The sequence below is a fragment of the Corynebacterium sp. HMSC064E08 genome (assembly GCF_001811805.1).
In the GTDB taxonomy this organism is placed as follows: Bacteria; Actinomycetota; Actinomycetes; order Mycobacteriales; family Mycobacteriaceae; genus Corynebacterium; species Corynebacterium jeikeium_D.
Genome location: NZ_KV806698.1, coordinates 539,433 through 555,435, shown reverse-complemented (window position 1 = coordinate 555,435; position 16,003 = coordinate 539,433). Strand labels below are relative to the sequence as shown.

At 59.2% G+C, this 16,003-nt stretch carries 15 protein-coding genes; all 15 read right to left on the bottom strand.

The features are described 5' to 3' along the window. Positions 1 to 328: 328 nt before the first annotated feature. Positions 329 to 1,597 (bottom strand): tyrosine--tRNA ligase, encoded by a 1,269-nt coding sequence (gene tyrS / locus HMPREF2820_RS05600; protein WP_210398703.1) that lies wholly within the window; start codon positions 1,595 to 1,597, stop codon positions 329 to 331. A gap of 48 nt (positions 1,598 to 1,645) precedes the next feature. After that, positions 1,646 to 2,296: a DNA-3-methyladenine glycosylase gene (locus HMPREF2820_RS05595; RefSeq protein WP_070603192.1), complete on the bottom strand. Its 651-nt coding sequence runs from the start codon at positions 2,294 to 2,296 to the stop codon at positions 1,646 to 1,648. Further along, positions 2,297 to 2,470 carry a Trm112 family protein gene (locus tag HMPREF2820_RS05590; RefSeq protein ID WP_016422889.1) on the bottom strand — a complete coding sequence of 58 codons (174 nt, stop codon included), beginning with the start codon at positions 2,468 to 2,470 and terminating at the stop codon, positions 2,297 to 2,299. Continuing rightward, entirely contained in the window at positions 2,460 to 3,107 is a 648-nt protein-coding gene (locus tag HMPREF2820_RS05585; protein ID WP_049189983.1) for a hypothetical protein, read from the bottom strand. Before HMPREF2820_RS05585 ends, HMPREF2820_RS05590 begins: the two co-directional genes overlap by 11 nt. Then, a complete protein-coding gene (locus HMPREF2820_RS05580) occupies positions 3,094 to 4,725 on the bottom strand; it encodes a VWA domain-containing protein (protein WP_070603190.1) in 1,632 nt (543 codons plus the stop codon). The genes HMPREF2820_RS05585 and HMPREF2820_RS05580 overlap by 14 nt, the downstream gene beginning before the upstream one ends. Before the next feature lie 6 nt (positions 4,726 to 4,731). Continuing rightward, positions 4,732 to 5,883 (bottom strand): hypothetical protein, encoded by a 1,152-nt coding sequence (locus tag HMPREF2820_RS05575; protein ID WP_070603188.1) that lies wholly within the window; start codon positions 5,881 to 5,883, stop codon positions 4,732 to 4,734. Between the two features lie 485 nt (positions 5,884 to 6,368). Beyond that, positions 6,369 to 7,808 (bottom strand): argininosuccinate lyase, encoded by a 1,440-nt coding sequence (gene argH / locus HMPREF2820_RS05570; protein ID WP_016422893.1) that lies wholly within the window; start codon positions 7,806 to 7,808, stop codon positions 6,369 to 6,371. Between the two features lie 45 nt (positions 7,809 to 7,853). Next, a complete protein-coding gene (locus tag HMPREF2820_RS05565) occupies positions 7,854 to 9,053 on the bottom strand; it encodes an argininosuccinate synthase (protein WP_070603185.1) in 1,200 nt (399 codons plus the stop codon). Positions 9,054 to 9,102: 49 nt separating this feature from the next. Beyond that, positions 9,103 to 9,585, bottom strand: a complete 483-nt coding sequence (locus tag HMPREF2820_RS05560; RefSeq protein ID WP_005511719.1) for an arginine repressor — start codon at positions 9,583 to 9,585, stop codon at positions 9,103 to 9,105. A 4-nt stretch (positions 9,586 to 9,589) separates the two neighbouring features. Further along, entirely contained in the window at positions 9,590 to 10,531 is a 942-nt protein-coding gene (argF, locus tag HMPREF2820_RS05555; protein ID WP_070603183.1) for an ornithine carbamoyltransferase, read from the bottom strand. A gap of 6 nt (positions 10,532 to 10,537) precedes the next feature. Beyond that, a complete protein-coding gene (locus HMPREF2820_RS05550) occupies positions 10,538 to 11,743 on the bottom strand; it encodes an acetylornithine transaminase (RefSeq protein ID WP_070603181.1) in 1,206 nt (401 codons plus the stop codon). A gap of 56 nt (positions 11,744 to 11,799) precedes the next feature. Continuing rightward, the gene (gene argB, locus HMPREF2820_RS05545) at positions 11,800 to 12,693 is read right to left on the bottom strand and encodes an acetylglutamate kinase (RefSeq protein WP_016422897.1); all 894 of its coding nucleotides are present in this window, start codon (positions 12,691 to 12,693) and stop codon (positions 11,800 to 11,802) included. Positions 12,694 to 12,714: 21 nt separating this feature from the next. After that, complete coding sequence (gene argJ, locus HMPREF2820_RS05540) at positions 12,715 to 13,923, bottom strand: bifunctional glutamate N-acetyltransferase/amino-acid acetyltransferase ArgJ (RefSeq protein ID WP_070603179.1); 1,209 nt, start codon at positions 13,921 to 13,923, stop codon at positions 12,715 to 12,717. Continuing rightward, positions 13,920 to 14,960, bottom strand: a complete 1,041-nt coding sequence (gene argC / locus HMPREF2820_RS05535) for an N-acetyl-gamma-glutamyl-phosphate reductase (protein ID WP_210398702.1) — start codon at positions 14,958 to 14,960, stop codon at positions 13,920 to 13,922. The genes argJ and argC overlap by 4 nt, the downstream gene beginning before the upstream one ends. A 180-nt stretch (positions 14,961 to 15,140) precedes the next feature. After that, positions 15,141 to 15,977, bottom strand: a complete 837-nt coding sequence (locus HMPREF2820_RS05530) for a trypsin-like serine protease (RefSeq protein WP_070603176.1) — start codon at positions 15,975 to 15,977, stop codon at positions 15,141 to 15,143. Between the last annotated feature and the right edge of the window lie 26 nt (positions 15,978 to 16,003).

Below are 16,003 nucleotides of genomic sequence, written 5' to 3'. Positions count from 1 at the left end.
ACACACCCCACCCAAAGACACAAAACCCCAGGTAGATGGATATGAACTAGCGTTTTGCCTGTGGAGTAGAACGATTCATTAGGACCGACAGTCCCCACACCGTGACGAAAGCCGGGAGCTTTCGCTCATCGCTACCACCTTTGCTTCGGCTTCTACGCTCCCTTTAAAACAACTAAGGCTCCAAGCTGACCAGGAGCAGATGATTCTGAAATCATCGAACCCTTCGCCTGCCCGGAGCCTTAGCCCAGCTACCTAAAAAGAATCAAGCTGCATAAACACCAATTGATTGAGAGATCAGCAGCGCGCCTACACAAAGACCAACCAGCACCTACACGAACTTCACACCAGCGAAGTTCTTCTTGCCGCGGCGCAGTACAATCCACTTGCCATGCAGCAGGTCCTCAGCAGAAGGCTCCCACGCTTCGTCCTCGATGCGCTGGTTATTGGCGTACGCGCCGCCTTCCTTAATGGTGCGGCGTGCTTCGCCCTTCGACTTGGCGAGCCCCGCAGCAACGAGAAGGTCGACAACAGTACGCGGCTCGCCCTCAGCGATCTCCGCAACCTCAGTCTCAGAGACGGCACCTGCCAGGGTGGCCTCGTCCAGCTCGGTCAGCTCAGCACGCCCAAACAGGGCCTGCGCTGCCAGCTCAACTGCCTTGGTGGCCTCTTCGCCGTGAACCAGGTTGGTCATCTCCTGCGCCAGACGACGCTGCGCCTCACGCTTGAACGGACGCTCCGCAACAGCAACCTCGTACTCCGCGATTTCCTCCTGAGACAGGAAGGTGAACCAACGCAGGTAGTCAATAACAACCGAGTCACCAGCGTTGAGGAAGTACTGGTACCAGGAGTACGGCGAGGTCTTTTCAGCATCCAGCCACAGCTTGCCGCCACCGGTGGACTTACCGAACTTCTGACCCTGCGCATCGGTCACCAGCGGCACGGTCAGGCCGTGCACCTTGGCGCCGTCGATACGCCTGTTCAAATCGACACCAGAGACGATGTTGCCCCACTGATCACCGCCGCCAATCTGCAGCACGCAATCGTAGTTGCGGCGCAGCTGCACGTAGTCGTTGGACTGCAGCAGCATGTAGGAAAACTCGGTGTAGGAGATGCCGTCGGACTCGAGGCGACGCTTCACAGTTTCGCGGTCAAGCATGGTGTTGAGGGAGAAGTTCTTGCCGACATCGCGAAGGAAGTCAATGACGGACATGTTCATAGTCCAGTCCGCATTATTGACCATCGTCGCTGGGGCCTCGCCCTCAAAGTCAATGAAACGACGCAGCTGGCCCTTGATGGCCTCCAGGTTGTGCTCGATGGCTTCCTGGCTGAGCATCGAACGCTCACCGACATCACGCGGATCGCCAATGAAGCCCGTGGCGCCACCGGCCAGCGCAATTGGGTGGTGACCGGCAAGCTGGAAACGACGCAACATGATCATTGGAACCAGGTGGCCCGCGTGCAGCGAATCGCCCGTTGGGTCAAAACCGCAATACAGAGTAATGGGGTTTTCGCACGCCTCGCGCAGCGCGTCAACATCGGTGGACTGATTAATCAGGCCACGCCACTGTAGTTCGTCGATAATGTTCTGTTCAGTCACGTCCCCTATCGTAACGTCTCGCTTGCCGACGTTCACCGCGAGGGTGACCTAGAACTCCTCAACGGCCTTCTTGTGGCGCCGATAGGCTGAAACGGAATCGTCCGGAAGCCACAGCCACCAAGGCCGATTCGCCGCTCGCCGAACGCCCACACGCGGACCCGCGTGGATGTCTTTATCCGGGTTGATGCTCTCTGGCTGCGCCACGAACACGCGCGACGACGGATCCAGCGCATCTGCTCCATAGTCATTTAAGTCAAGGCCAAGCGCCTGACCAACATTGCCCGGACCACGTCCGAGACCCGCAACTGCTGGCTTTTCACCGCGGCGACTGCGCACCGCATCCAAGCCCTGCTCAATGCGAACGGAACGGACCAATACTCCCCCGCCCGTGCCGTCCGTAGCGCTGGTGATGTTGGCGCAAAAGTGGATGCCATAGGAGCGGTAGATATACCAATGCCCCGCCGGGCCAAACATGGCACGATTGCGAGCGGTTGGCCCCATGAAGCAGTGCGCGGCCGGGTCGGGATAGCGCTGGTCAACTGGGCCACCATAGGCCTCGACCTCGGTGATGGTGGCGATAACATCCTCAGCGGGGATGACAATTACACACCCGAGCAGCGTCTTCGCAGCCTCAATGGGAGCTCCCGACAGCACAGTGCGGTCGAGGGCGCGGTAGCCGTCGGGAAGCGGGAAAGGCAATTACTTGTCCCAGGCGATAGCTTCGTCGGAAAGCATGACCGGAATGCCTTCGTCGATGCGGTAGGCGATCTTCAGGCGAGGATTGACCAGCACCTGCTCATCTTCGAGGTATTCAAGCGGCCCCTTGTCACGCGGGCATGCGAGGATTTCAAGGAGTTTCGGATCAAGGCTCATAGTCCACTACCTTACCGAACTGAATTGCCAGGGTGTCACGCTGACCTTCCAAAGCAATCAGGTTGTCCTGACCGATTGCATCCTGGATCTTCTGAACCGCGGAATGCAGCAGGTCGATGGATTCCCGAGCCGGATTCTCGGCTTTGTGACGCAATCGCTCCGGGACCGCGAGGTAGGAGTTGACTGTCTGCGGCAAGTACTCCTGGATAATGCCGCCGATGACTACCTTCTGCTCGGGATAATCTTTGAGATACTTCCACTCGCTCAGGACGGATTCCAGCGTCGCACCCAGGTCATTTGCGGCGTTGCCAAGAGCTTCGCCAGGCTGGGCATCGAAAAGCCTGCCCAATGTCCGGTGAAGATTCCTACGCAGCTCAGATGGATTGAGCGGGCGACGCTGTGGGACCTCAGGCTTCGGCGCCGAACTAACGGACTTCTGCGCCCCTTTGCTCTGCCTCGGCAACAAAGCAACCGACGCGCCCCAGGCGGCAATCGCAACAACCGGCCACAGGAAACCAAGCCCCACGGTCAGGTGCAGCAGCACGACGGCGATGGCAAGGATGAGCCCGACAATGTTGGCGGGACTGTTGAGAAAGCCACCGCCAGAAGAAGTGCCGGAGGATTTACTGGTAGCCACGAATCTCCTTGAACACATCAGCAAGCTCGGTCTCACGGGATTCAAAGACCTTACCACCAGTCAGGTTCGCAAGTTCCTGCATTTCTCCCGGATCCGCCTCTCCATAGCGGATGACGAATACCGGCGGCAGATTCCCGCCCTTGGACTGGTAGAAATCACGGAATTCCGCAAAGCTCTTGCCCGACGTCACCTGACCATCGGTCAACACCACGATAGACGGGATGGAGTTCTTATCCGAGCTGCCGAGAAGGTCGAAGGCCTGAATCAGTGCGTCGTAAAGCGCCGTCTCGCCCTCTGCGTACAGACCATCGACGGCGGCGGTGAGCTGCGCGCGCGATTCCGGGCCGTCAATTGTCGTGGTCGTGGGCTCGCCGACGGTCGTGCTGAACGGCAGAATCGTCGCGATTTCGCGGTTTCGCAACCCCACGCTTCCCGTTTCGGTGCGTGCACTGCCGTCGACGATTGCGCGCATTGTCGCCTGTAGATCAGCGATGCGCTCACCGAACATTGAACCGGAGGTGTCGAGAACAAAGACCGACTCTCCGGGCACGCGCAGGTCATTGTCGTAGGCCTCAATGAGGCGGTCCGTGACGGCGCGATCACCCGGGAACGGCAGCTCGATGATCACGCTGTTGGTCATGCTTTCCGGCAGGTTGGCGTCATCGGAGATCGGGCGCAGGAAGTGATCGGCGAGAACCTGCGAGTTTGCTTCCAGCCACTGTCCGAGTGCCTCCGTCTGCCGCGCGGCGAGATCATTAGCGGGCTGTGCTAGTGGCGTCAGCGGGTAATCCGCACTGATGACACCGTCGCTCGGAACAACAACTTCCAGGTCAGCGCCCTCTTTATTCATCTGCTGCAACACAGCTTCATAGTTGATGAGCGCGTCGACGGAGTCCGGCTCATCCAGGAACTTGTCACGCAGCCACCCCGACGACCCCGAGGTCATCTTCTGCCCCTCGAAGAACTTCTGCAGTTCAGGCGTGGTGCGGTTGATATCTCCCGTAGTTAGCGCCGATCCGGTGTCGGCGAACGCGGTCGCAACCGACACCACACCGGAAAAGCCCGAGTTCGATTCCGCGGGGTTGGTCATGCCGTAGGTCAATTTGCCTGACGACGCAGCCTCCGCGATCTCAGCCCACGTCGGCTGCTTGGTATCCCAACCGAGCTCCCGAGCCTTCGCCGAATGGATACCGAACGCTACGGGTGAGGTGGCGACTTTCTTGGCTTCGCCCAGCTTGTCAGCCCCACCGAGCAGATCAACGTACCGGTTGGTAGCAAACCAAGTGGCATCAAAGTCGTTGTCGAATTCGCCTGCGACAAGCGCGTGGCTGTTCTTCACGGTGCCGTCGAGAAGCTCAAGGTTAATAGTAAAACCGAGGTCGTCGGAGGCCTTTTGCATCAGTGGCTGGAGCTCTGCAAGCTCCGTGGCCCCGGCGATGCGCATAGTCGAGCCCTTGAGATCAGAATCGACGTTGATCTTGTTCGTCTTGTCATCGTCTGAGCCCAGCGGCAGGTTCAGGCCACCGTCGGAGCAGGCCGCGACAGCGAAGATGCCGAGCACGCCGACGAGGGCAAGAAGCATTTTGCCGAGGGCAGTTGGTGCCTTATCCATGTTCATTCGGCTTTACCCCTCTTCCGTTTCCGGCCTCGGAGGGCTCTGGTATCCACGGGAAACACCCTCAATAAGCTGCTCGAGGATGTCGAAACTCGGCGGATCAATGGAGTCCACAAAATCGGTGGAGACCTCCTGGCCCGTCTTCAACTGCGTCTGGAATTCCTCCATCGCCTCAGGCTGGCTGGATCGGTAACCGTGCTTGGCCGCCAGCGTCTGAAGCTCAGGGTCTTCGGCGAGGAGCCGTGCGACCGCAGCTCCATTGTCGTTAAAACCCAGCGCCACGTGAGTACTCAGAATCGTCGGCGATGGATACGCCAGGCGCATTTCCGGCTTCAACCGGCTGTTCGAGGCACTGTTCTCCCCCAGGAACTGCGACTCGTAAACCATCACCATTGGCTTCGAACCGACACCCTGCGAGAGGTAGTCCGAAAATGGCCCAGCTGATGAGGATTCCGTGTACCCCTGGCCGGTGAACAGCGGGGTGAGCTCTGGCAAGACCGCATTAACCTGCCCATTGTCGGACACAATCCGGCCTTCATTGGTAATCCAAGACATGAGCGACAAGTACATCGCGGCCGAGTTCGACGAACGAATGTCCGTCGTGGACATCTGCACCGTGCGTGGCGACGGATAATCGTTCTCCGCGAAGTCACGCCAGCGGACATTGTCGTGCTGCATCGTGGCCAGCGCCGCCATATCTACCTGCCACGTATTGCCCTGTTGGCGAGCAACATTTTCCCGCTCCAACGCCTGCAAGATGTTGTCGAAAGTAGCGATCGCCATCGGTGTGTAGAAGACGTCGTACCGCTCAGCGCCGCTCATCTTCTCGGCAATTTTCTCCGCTGCCGGTGCCGACGACGGGAATGCCAAGTCGAAGGAATCCAGATCCACATCCGTGGCCATCCGACGCGAACCCGCCGTCTTTACTTCCACCGTATAGCCGTGAGAGGCAAGAGCCTTCTGGACCTCTTCGTCTTCGAAGAAGGGCTTCTTCTCAGAGCCAACAATCGCCTTGACGACAGTCTTTTCACCACCGAAGAAATCACGGTTTCCTCCGGAGCTGCCACCAGAAAAACCTGGAATACTACCGCCGCGACCGACATAGACTGCAACAGTCGCGATGACAATCAAAATGACTGCAAGAATTGCCCCCGGGCCCATGCACCCTTTCTTGCTACCACTCTGATTTTTATTTTTATCTCGTGAGCTGCGATTTCCACCGCTCGACCGCGTACTTTCCACCATGAAATTATGGTAAGAGACCCGGCCAAACCTGGCAACAGATATAGAAATAATCAGTAATCTGCGTCACTTCGGGGGGGGGCACCCTGGTATTACGGGTTTACTGGCGGCGGCGGGTCAATCCGAGTTACTGACTACGTTTATGACAAAAATGGCCCGAAAAATGGCCTGAAAGTGTCATAAACTTACACAGTTTCACATTTGCAGCCCGTATTCGCACGTGGAGCCCGTAATTTTTCGGGTTGCCAGTTATCGGGTTGCTAGTTACCGGGTCATCAGTTGTCGAGTTGCTAGTTTTTCTACTTTCTCCCCGGGCTGTAAAAAATCGGCGTGCGGTCGATTGACCGCACACCGATTAATTAGCCGCTTTAGCTGAGCTAGCAGGTTTGCTAGCTCTAGCAGCTTTAGCCGCGAACCGGCTTTTCAGCCCACTGCTTCAGCTCGGTATTCTTCTCGTCAACGCGAGCGAGCTGCTCTGCAACACGGACACCCGCGGTGCCGCCGCGAGTATCGCGGGAAGCGACAGCGCCGTCAATAGTAAGCACTTCACGGACCTTCGGAGTCAGTGCCGGGTGGACACCGGCGAGGTCCTCGTCGGAAAGCTCGTCCAGACCGATACCGCCCTTGGACTCTGCGATGCGGACACACTGGCCGGATGCCTCGTGAGCGTCGCGGAACGGTACGCCCTCGCGGACCAGCCACTCAGCCAAGTCCGTGGCCAGGGTGTAGCCAGCCGGAGCGAGCTCGCGCAGACGGTCTTCGTGGAAGGTCAGCGTTGCCACTAGACCGGTCAAAGCCGGAAGCAGTAGGGTTAGCTGCTCGACCGAGTCCACCAGAGGCTCCTTGTCCTCCTGGAGGTCGCGGTTGTAGGCCAGCGGCTGAGCCTTCAGCGTGGCCATGAGCCCTGCAAGATTACCGATCAGGCGACCGGTCTTACCGCGGGTCAGCTCTGCCACGTCCGGGTTCTTCTTCTGCGGCATGATGGAGGATCCAGTCGACCAGGCATCAGCCAGAGTGACGTAACCGTACTCCGGGGTGGCCCAGTAGATGATTTCCTCTGCCAGGCGAGACATGTCCACGGCAATCTGGGCGAAGACGAATGCCGCCTCAGAGGCGAAGTCACGCGAAGAAGTGCCGTCAATGGAGTTGTCCGTGGCAGAGTCGAAGCCGAGCTCCTCCGCGATGGCCTCCGGATCCAGGTGCAGCGAAGATCCCGCGAGCGCACCGGAACCGTACGGGGACACAGCCAGTCGACGGTCGAGATCGCGGATGCGGTCCAGATCGCGCAGCAGCGGATGCGCGTGAGCCAGCAACTGGTGGGCCAGCAATACCGGCTGCGCTGCCTGGGAGTGGGTCTTGCCCGGCATGATGGCATCCGGATGTGCCTTGGACTGAGCCACCAGGGCGGCAACCAGGTCAGTGACATCCAGTGCAACGCCGCGCACGGCATCGCGCAGCCACATGCGGAACAGAGTTGCCACCTGGTCATTGCGGGAACGACCAGCGCGCAGGCGACCGCCGACCTCCGGGCCGACGCGATCAATCAGACCGCGCTCCATGGCACCGTGGACGTCCTCATCTGTCGGCTCTGGACCAAATTCGCCGGAGGCAACGTCGCGACCGAGCTGATCAAGGCCTTCGATCATGGTGTCAAAGTCGGCATCGCTGAGCAGCCCACGGGCATGCAGCACTCGGGCGTGGGCCTTGGACGCAAGAACGTCGTAAGGCGCGAGCACCCAGTCAAAATGGGTGGACTTGCTCAATGCGGCCATCGCCTCGGACGGGCCACCGGCAAAGCGGCCGCCCCACAGGGAGCCTTCGTTGGTACCGTGCTTTTCGACCATTGTCTCTTCCAATAGGCCTTTCGCTCTAGTCGCTCTGGAGAATCTTTACAGTTTGAAGTCGCGCTTTGCGGCCATCTTCGAGGACAGGCCGTGCAGCTCGACAAAACCGCGAGCCAGGGTCTGGTCGAAGGTGTCGCCCTCGTCGTAGGTAGCCAGGTTGAAGTCGTACAGCGAGGTGTTCGAACGACGACCGTTGACGTTGCAGTGACCTGCGTGCATGACCATGCGGATGTCACCGGAAACGCCCTTCTGAGACTCCTCGATGAAGGCATCCAGCGCGCGCTTCAGCGGCGAGAACCACAGGCCGTCGTAGACCAGGTTGGCCCACTCGCCTTCGACCTGACGCTTGTAACGGGCCAGCTCACGCTCAACGGTGACGTCCTCGAGCGCTGCGTGTGCGGTCATGATGGCAATTGCGCCCGGAGCCTCGTAAATCTCGCGGGACTTAATGCCGACCAGGCGGTCTTCAACCATGTCCAGACGACCGATGCCCTGAGCACCAGCGCGGCGGTTCATCTCTTCGATGGCCTCAAGCACGGAAACCTTCTTGCCGTCGATGGCAGTCGGCTTACCGTCCTCGAAGGAGATGATGACCTCGTCCGGGGAGCTGAAGTTCAGGGTCGGATCCTCGGTGTACGCGTAGACATCCTTGGTTGGTGCGTTCCACAGGTCCTCCAGGTAGCCGGTCTCAATGGCACGACCGAAGAGGTTCTGGTCAATGGAGAACGGAGAGGACTTGGACTGCTCAATTGGCAGACCCTTTTCCTCAGCGAAGGCAATAGCCTTGTCGCGGGTCCAAGCGAAGTCACGAGCCGGTGCGATGATCTTCAGATCCGGGGCGGTGTTGGCAAAACCAACCTCGAAACGGACCTGGTCATTGCCCTTTCCGGTGCAGCCGTGTGCGACGTGAGTGCCACCGAAATCCTCTGCAGCCTTCGCCATGTGCTTAACAATCAGCGGGCGCGACAGTGCGGAAACCAGCGGGTACTGCTTCATGTAGAGACCATTGGCCTTAATGGTCGGCAGGCAGTACTCCTCGGCGAACTCGTCCTTAGCGTCGACAACGACAGCTTCGACAGCGCCGGCGTCCAGAGCGCGCTGACGCACGGACTCCATGTCCTCGCCGCCCTGTCCGACATCGATGGAAACTGCGACGACCTCGCCGTCAGTCATTTCCTTGAGGTACGGAATAGCAACGGTGGTGTCGAGGCCACCAGAGTAAGCAAGAATAACCCGGTTGGTCATAGGGTAAGCGCTCCTTTAATCGGTGCTTTAAAGCATTTCGTGGAATAGTTTACTGGTTCGTTCCGGCGGCTAGACGCTGGGCTAGGTCAGCGCCGGAAAGTGGTTCTCTAGCCAGGCACATTACGGTGTCATCTCCCGCGATTGTGCCAACGATTTCTTTGAGTCCCGCACGGTCAATCACACTGGCTAGATACTGTGCGGCTCCCGGTGGTGTACGCACAACCGCGATGGTGCCCGAATGATCAATAGAGACCAGCAGCTCGTCTAAAACGCGCCGCATCCTGGCCACTGCCCCGCTGGAGACAGCGAGTGCATCTTCGACGATGGAATAACGCGAACCGTTGGCTCCATCGCGAATTTTTCGGGCGCCCAGCTCATCGAGGTCTCTGGACAACGTCGCCTGCGCGATCTCAATGCCTTCGTCGGCAAGCAGCTCGACGAGCTGAACCTGACTGGACACGTGATGCTGCGCCAGCAGGTCAGCGATACGCGTCTGCCGAGCTGTGCGAGAACCTGGTTGTGCTGCGGTCATGACCTTACTGCCTCTCCACCAGCCAGGTCAGCAACGCCTTCTGAGCGTGCATGCGGTTTTCCGCCTCGTCGAAGACTACCGACTGCGGGCCATCGATGACCTCGGCAGTAACTTCGTTGCCGCGATATGCCGGCAGGCAGTGCAGGAAGATGGCATCCTCATTTGCCTTCGCCATCAGCTCAGAGTTGACCTGGTACGGCAGGAACGGAGTACGACGATCCAGGCCGTCGTTCTCCTGCCCCATGCTGACCCAGGTATCGGTGATGACAACGTCGGCACCAGCGATGGCCTCATCGACGTCCGCGGTCACGGACACGGCCGCACCGGTCTGTTCCGCAACCTTCTTGGCGCGGTCTACGTAGTCCTGTTCCGGCTGGAAGTCCTCCGGTGCGCAGATGGTGACGTCCAGGCCTGCGGTGGCGAAGCCCACGAGGTAGGAGTTGGCCATGTTGTTGGCCCCATCGCCGAAGTAGACAGCCTTCTTGTCACGCAGTCCCGCCTGGCCTTCTTCCGGGCACTTGCGCTCGATGATGGTCTGCAGGTCAGCGAGAATCTGGCACGGGTGGAACTCGTCGGAAAGCGCGTTGACAATCGGCACCGTCGCGGTCTCAGACATGGCCTCCAGCCCTGACTGTGCGTAGGTGCGCCAGACAATTGCCGAGACAAAGCGGCTGAGCACAGCAGCGGTGTCCTGGTAGGTTTCGCCCTTGCCCATCTGGGAGTTTCCGGTTTCGACCACAATCGCGTTGCCGCCCAGAGCCGCAATACCAGCGTCGAAGGAGAAACGGGTACGAGTCGATGTCTTGTCGAACAGCACCGCAACCGACTGTGGCCCTTCAAACGGACGGCGGGAGTACGGCGCTGCCTTCAGCTCTGCAGCCAACTGCAGCACCTCAGCCTGCTCCTGTGGAGTCAGGTCATCATCGGCGAGAAAATGACGGAGCATCAGTTCCTAATTCCTTCCTTTGTTAGCGACAGCCTCGGCGGCGTCGTTCAGGCAGGCATCAATCAACTCGACGGCGCGGTTGACTTCCTCATCACTGAGGTTCAACGGAGGCACAATACGCAGCACATTCGCCTGCGGAGCGTTCAGAATGACACCACGCTCATAACCGGCGTTAACCGCTTCCTTCGCCAGGTTCTCGCACAGCACCAGTCCAAGCATGAAACCGCGACCACGCACGTGATCGACATGGCTTAACGACGCAAGCTTGCGAGCCAGGACCTTGCCCTTCTCAGTGACTCGGTTGAGCAGCTTTTCCTCTTCCAGCGTCTCGATGACGGCCAGGCCGGCAGCGGCACAGACCGGATTGCCACCAAAGGTGGTGCCGTGTGCACCAGGAGTGAACAGTTCCGCTGCGCGGCCGTTGGCGATGACAGCACCGAGCGGCAGGCCGCCGCCGAGGCCCTTGGCCAGCGTCATGACATCCGGCACGATGCCATCGTGCTGGTGGGCAAACCACTGGCCGGTACGGCCAATGCCGGTCTGTACTTCGTCGACAATCATGAGGACGTCGAAGCGCTTGGTCAGTTCGCGGACGGCAGCGAGGTACCCCTCTGGCGGTGCGACCACGCCGGTCTCACCCTGAATTGGTTCCAGAATCACCGCAGCGACACCCAACGGATCGGATTCGATGGTCTTGGTGAGGAAGTCAATGTCACCGTAGGGCACGAACTCGACTCCACCCGGCATCGGTTCGAACGGGGTGCGCTTGTCCGGCTGACCGGTCATGGCAAGTGCGCCCATGGTACGGCCGTGGAACCCGTGGTGGGTAGCGATAATGCGATTGCGCCCCGTCAACCGCGCCAGCTTGAACGCGGCCTCATTGGCCTCGGTGCCGGAATTGCAGAACATAATCCGGGTGTCATCAGTGTCCCAGCCAGTGAGCTCAATGAGCTTCTCGCCCAGTGCCAACGGTGGCTCAGAGGCGAAGATGTTGGACACGTGCCCCATCGTGGAAATCTGCTTGGACACAGCTTCCACGATGGCCGGATGTGCGTGACCCAACGCGTTGACTGCAATACCGGCGAGCAGGTCTAGATATTCCTTGCCCTCGGAATCCGTGACAATAGCGCCTTTACCCTGCACAAGCTCAATGCGCGGCGTGCCGTAATTGTTCATCATCGTGTGTTGCCACTGCTGCTTGAAGTCGCTCATGTCGTCTTTCGACCTGCCTAACGTGTGTAGCTAAATTCTTGTCAGTCTTTTCTGCCTTATCCGGGCTCTACCATTGTGCCGATACCGCCGGAAGTCATCAGCTCCAGCAGCACCGAGTGCGGCTGGCGGCCGTCGATAACGTGGGCCGCAGGCACTCCCTGATCCACTGCGTTCAGGCAGGACTCCATCTTCGGAATCATTCCGGAATCCAGCGTCGGAAGGATTTCTCGCAGATGAGAAGTGGAAATCCTTGACACCAGCGAATCGCGGTTCGGCCAATCCGTGTAGAGACCCTCGACATTAGTCAGAATCACCAAACGGTTCGCGTTAATTGCCGATGCCAGTGCACCTGCTGCTGTGTCGGCGTTGATGTTGTAGACCTCTTTGCCATCAGCGGACGGCGCAATCGTGGAGACCACCGGAATACGTCCAGCATCAATCAGGTCCAATAGCGTTTCCGAGTGCACCTCAGTGATATTGCCGACCAGCCCGATATCTGTTTCCTTGCCGCCGACGTTTACCGTTCGTCGAGTACCAGTGAACAGGCCACCGTCCTCACCAGAGGTACCCACTGCATAGGGGCCGTAGGCGTTGATGAGGTTCACCAGTTCGCGGCCGACCTGCCCGAAGAGCACCATGCGGACAATTTCCATGACCTCCGGAGTCGTGACGCGGAAACCGCCTCGGAACTCTCCTTCCAGCCCCAGGCGCTTGAGCATCGACGAAATCTGGGGGCCTCCACCATGGACAACCACCGGCTTGACACCCACGGTGCGCAGGAAAACCATGTCCTGCGCGAAGGCTTTCTTCAGTTTCAGGTCGGTCATCGCGTTACCGCCGTACTTGACCACCACAATCTTGTCGCGGTGGTGCTGCAGCCACGGCAGTGCTTCCGCCAGCACATGTGCCCGCTGTTCGAAGGACAGCCCTTCGGTCAACTGGTGAACCATTGCAGAGTCTCCTCAAAACCTTTACGACGAATATGCCGAGTTGATGTGAACGTAGTCGTGGGAAAGGTCAGTCGTACGAATCGTGGCCTCTTCCGGATTACCAGTACCGAGGTCAACCTCAACGGCGATGTCCTTGCCGGAGAGATCCACTTCACGGGCATCTGGCGTGCCACCGGTATCGCGACAGACTACATGACCGTTGAAGGAAACAGTGATGTGCTCCGGATCCATATCCACCGGTGCAGTGCCGACAGCCGCCAGCACACGACCCCAGTTCGGGTCCGAACCGAACATCGCACACTTGAAGAGGTTGTCGCGGCCGATAATTCGAGCAGCTACCAGAGCATCTTCCGCGCCACCGGTGCCACGCACGGTCACGGACACACGCTTGGTCACGCCTTCGGCGTCCGACTGCATCTGGCGTGCGATGGAATCACACACACTGAGCACTGCCTGGTCGAGCTCCTCCTGCGAGGGCTTCACACCAGAGGCACCGTTGGCCAAAATGATGACGGTGTCATTGGTGGATGTGGAGCCATCAATATCTAGGCGGTTAAACGTAACCTCGCTCGCCTTGGCAATAGCCTCGTGCGCCATTTTTGCGCTTACCGACGCATCCGTCGTAATCACACCGAGCATCGTGGCCATCGACGGGCTAATCATGCCAACACCCTTGCCCATAGCGCCGACAGTGAATCCGTCACCATGCGCAACAGCCTGCTTTGCCACCAAGTCAGTGGTCAAGATGGCTTCTGCTGCAGCCGTACCTGCGGCGGCATCGCTGCCCAGATTCTCACAAAGCTTCGGCACACCTGCCAGAACAATGTCCATCGGCAACCGGTCACCAATCAAGCCGGTGGAGCAGGTACCAATCTCGGTTACATCGACGCCGAGCTCATCTGCGACCTTCTGGCAGACTTCGAGGGCGTCGGAAATACCCGGCTGACCATTGCAGGCGTTGGCATTGCCCGAGTTCAGCACCACAGCGGACAGCTTGCCGTCAGCGATGTGCTTCTTGGATACCGTCACCGGCGCAGCCTGGACACGGTTGGTAGTAAAGACAGCCGCGGCAGTCTTCTCCGGCCCCTGGTTTACGATGAGCGCCATGTCCGGGTTTCCGCTGACCTTGATGCCTGCAATGACACCACTGGCCACGAACCCCTGAGGTGCACATACGCCGCCTTCGTCACCAGCGACGTTGACGAGACCTTCTTTTTCTTCCTTCATCATGGGGCAACTCCTACCAATGGAAGTCCTGCAGTTTCATTCTGTCCAGTAACCAAATTCATGCACTGAACTGCGGCACCACCGGTGCCCTTTGTCAGATTGTCGATCGCCGAGGTCAGCACCAGACGCTTGGCGCGTTCATCTACCTCAACCTGAATCTGAACCAAGTTAGAGCCAATTACCGACTGCGTCTGCGGCTGCAGCCCTTCGGCCAACACCTGCACAAACGGCTCACCCTTGTAGAACTCGAGGTAGGCCTCCCGTGCGGCTGCCTCCGTCACCCCGTCGACAAGCGGAGCGGTGATGGTGGTGAGAATGCCGCGCGACGTCGGGGCGAGCACCGGCGTGAAGCTGACGGTGAGATCCTCTGCGTACGGCTTGAGGTTTTGTAGGAACTCTGCGGTGTGGCGGTGCTTGCCCGCAGTGTTGTAGGCGCGAAGATTGCCCATAACCTCGGCCCCGAGCAGGGGCACAGCTGCCTTCTTGCCCGCACCGGAGGTACCGGTGACGGAAACAACGGACAGATCCGGCTTGACCAGACCCTTTGCAACTGCCGGCAGTGCCGTAATGGTACCGCCAGTGGGGAAACAACCCGGCACAGCAATACGCTTGGAAGCAGCCACTACTTCCCTGTTGCCCGGCAGCTCCGGAATACCGTAAGTCCAGGTACCGGCGTGCTCCGAGCCGTAGTAGTGCTCCCACTCATCGGCATCCTGCAGGCGGAAATCCGCGCCGCAGTCAATAATCACCGTGTCATCGCCCAACTGCTCTGCAATCGCAGCCGAATGACCGTGGGGCAGGCCGAGGAACACCACGTCATGCCCGGCAAGTGTGTCACCATTAGTCGGCTCAATACGACGGTCAGCCAAAGGTGCCACATGAGGCATAATGTCGCCCACACGGGCACCCGCGTTGGATGCTCCCGTTAGTGCGCCGATGGTCAGTTCGCCGGAAAGATACGCCGGGTGCGACAACAGGAGGCGGAGGATCTCTCCTCCTGCGTAACCGGTCGCACCAGCAATGGCAACGGAAATACTCATGCCAAACATTCAACACTTTTATTCACTGCGTTGCAAGATATTCATAGAATTCGTTGTCAAAGTGCTGGAATTATACCTATGTGACGTGAGTGAATTATGAATATAACTCCGTCGTCGGTACATACATCTCGTTCGCCGAGCCGGTCATTCAATCAGCACGCCGGATTACTCAACGCCGGACTATTCAACTACGACGCTTGGCTCCTGCCTCATCACGCCATCTGCCCACTGCGCCACCGATGACGTCGTGGTGTAGAGATAGTAACCCGACTCCTCCGGTGCCACGCTGCCATCAAAAGCCACCGCGCCCGAGAACACCGCCGCTAGCTGGCCGTCGATAAAGAGCGGTCCGCCCGAATCGCCTACCTGCAACGCCGCGGGTCGCTCCATGCGCGCCAACACCGAGTCTTCCCGCACGCACTGTTGATACTTCACCGGACACATCGAAGCGGTGACGGTCGCCGACGGCAGCGAGCCATCCGCAACATCGCCGAGCAGCGATCGCCCATAGACCGTGCCTGTCGTTTCTTGCTCCGAAAACGCTTGACGACGTTCCATTGCGGGATACCCCGGAAGAGCTGCGTCGCCCGCAAGGTGAACAAGCGCTACGTCACCGGTATGTGCAATTTCCCAGCTATCGATAGGAACACGGTGGGAATCCTGACCGAAACCGACCTCTACTTCCCCAGCCTGCTGCGGGACATCACGCACGCAGTGGGCGGCGGTCATTACCCACTGCGGGGCGATTGCAGTTCCCGTGCAAAAGTTTCCGGTATGGGGACTGGTCTGGACCATGATTGACACCACGGAGTCCGCCGCCACACTAGGCGCAGCAGCCTCCCCGCCAACCAGCGCAGCCGCACTCGGCGCGCCGGTGAGCAACAGACCTGCCGTGACAGCAGCTGCAGCCACAGTCGCCGGAGGCTTCGCGCTGCTCACCGCGCGCGCTCCAACGCGCTGCTCTCGTGCCTCTGCGCTATTCAGCCTGTTGCCGCGGTGCCGCAAGATGCCAATCATGGGTATCTCTCCCTGTGGTCTCCCCT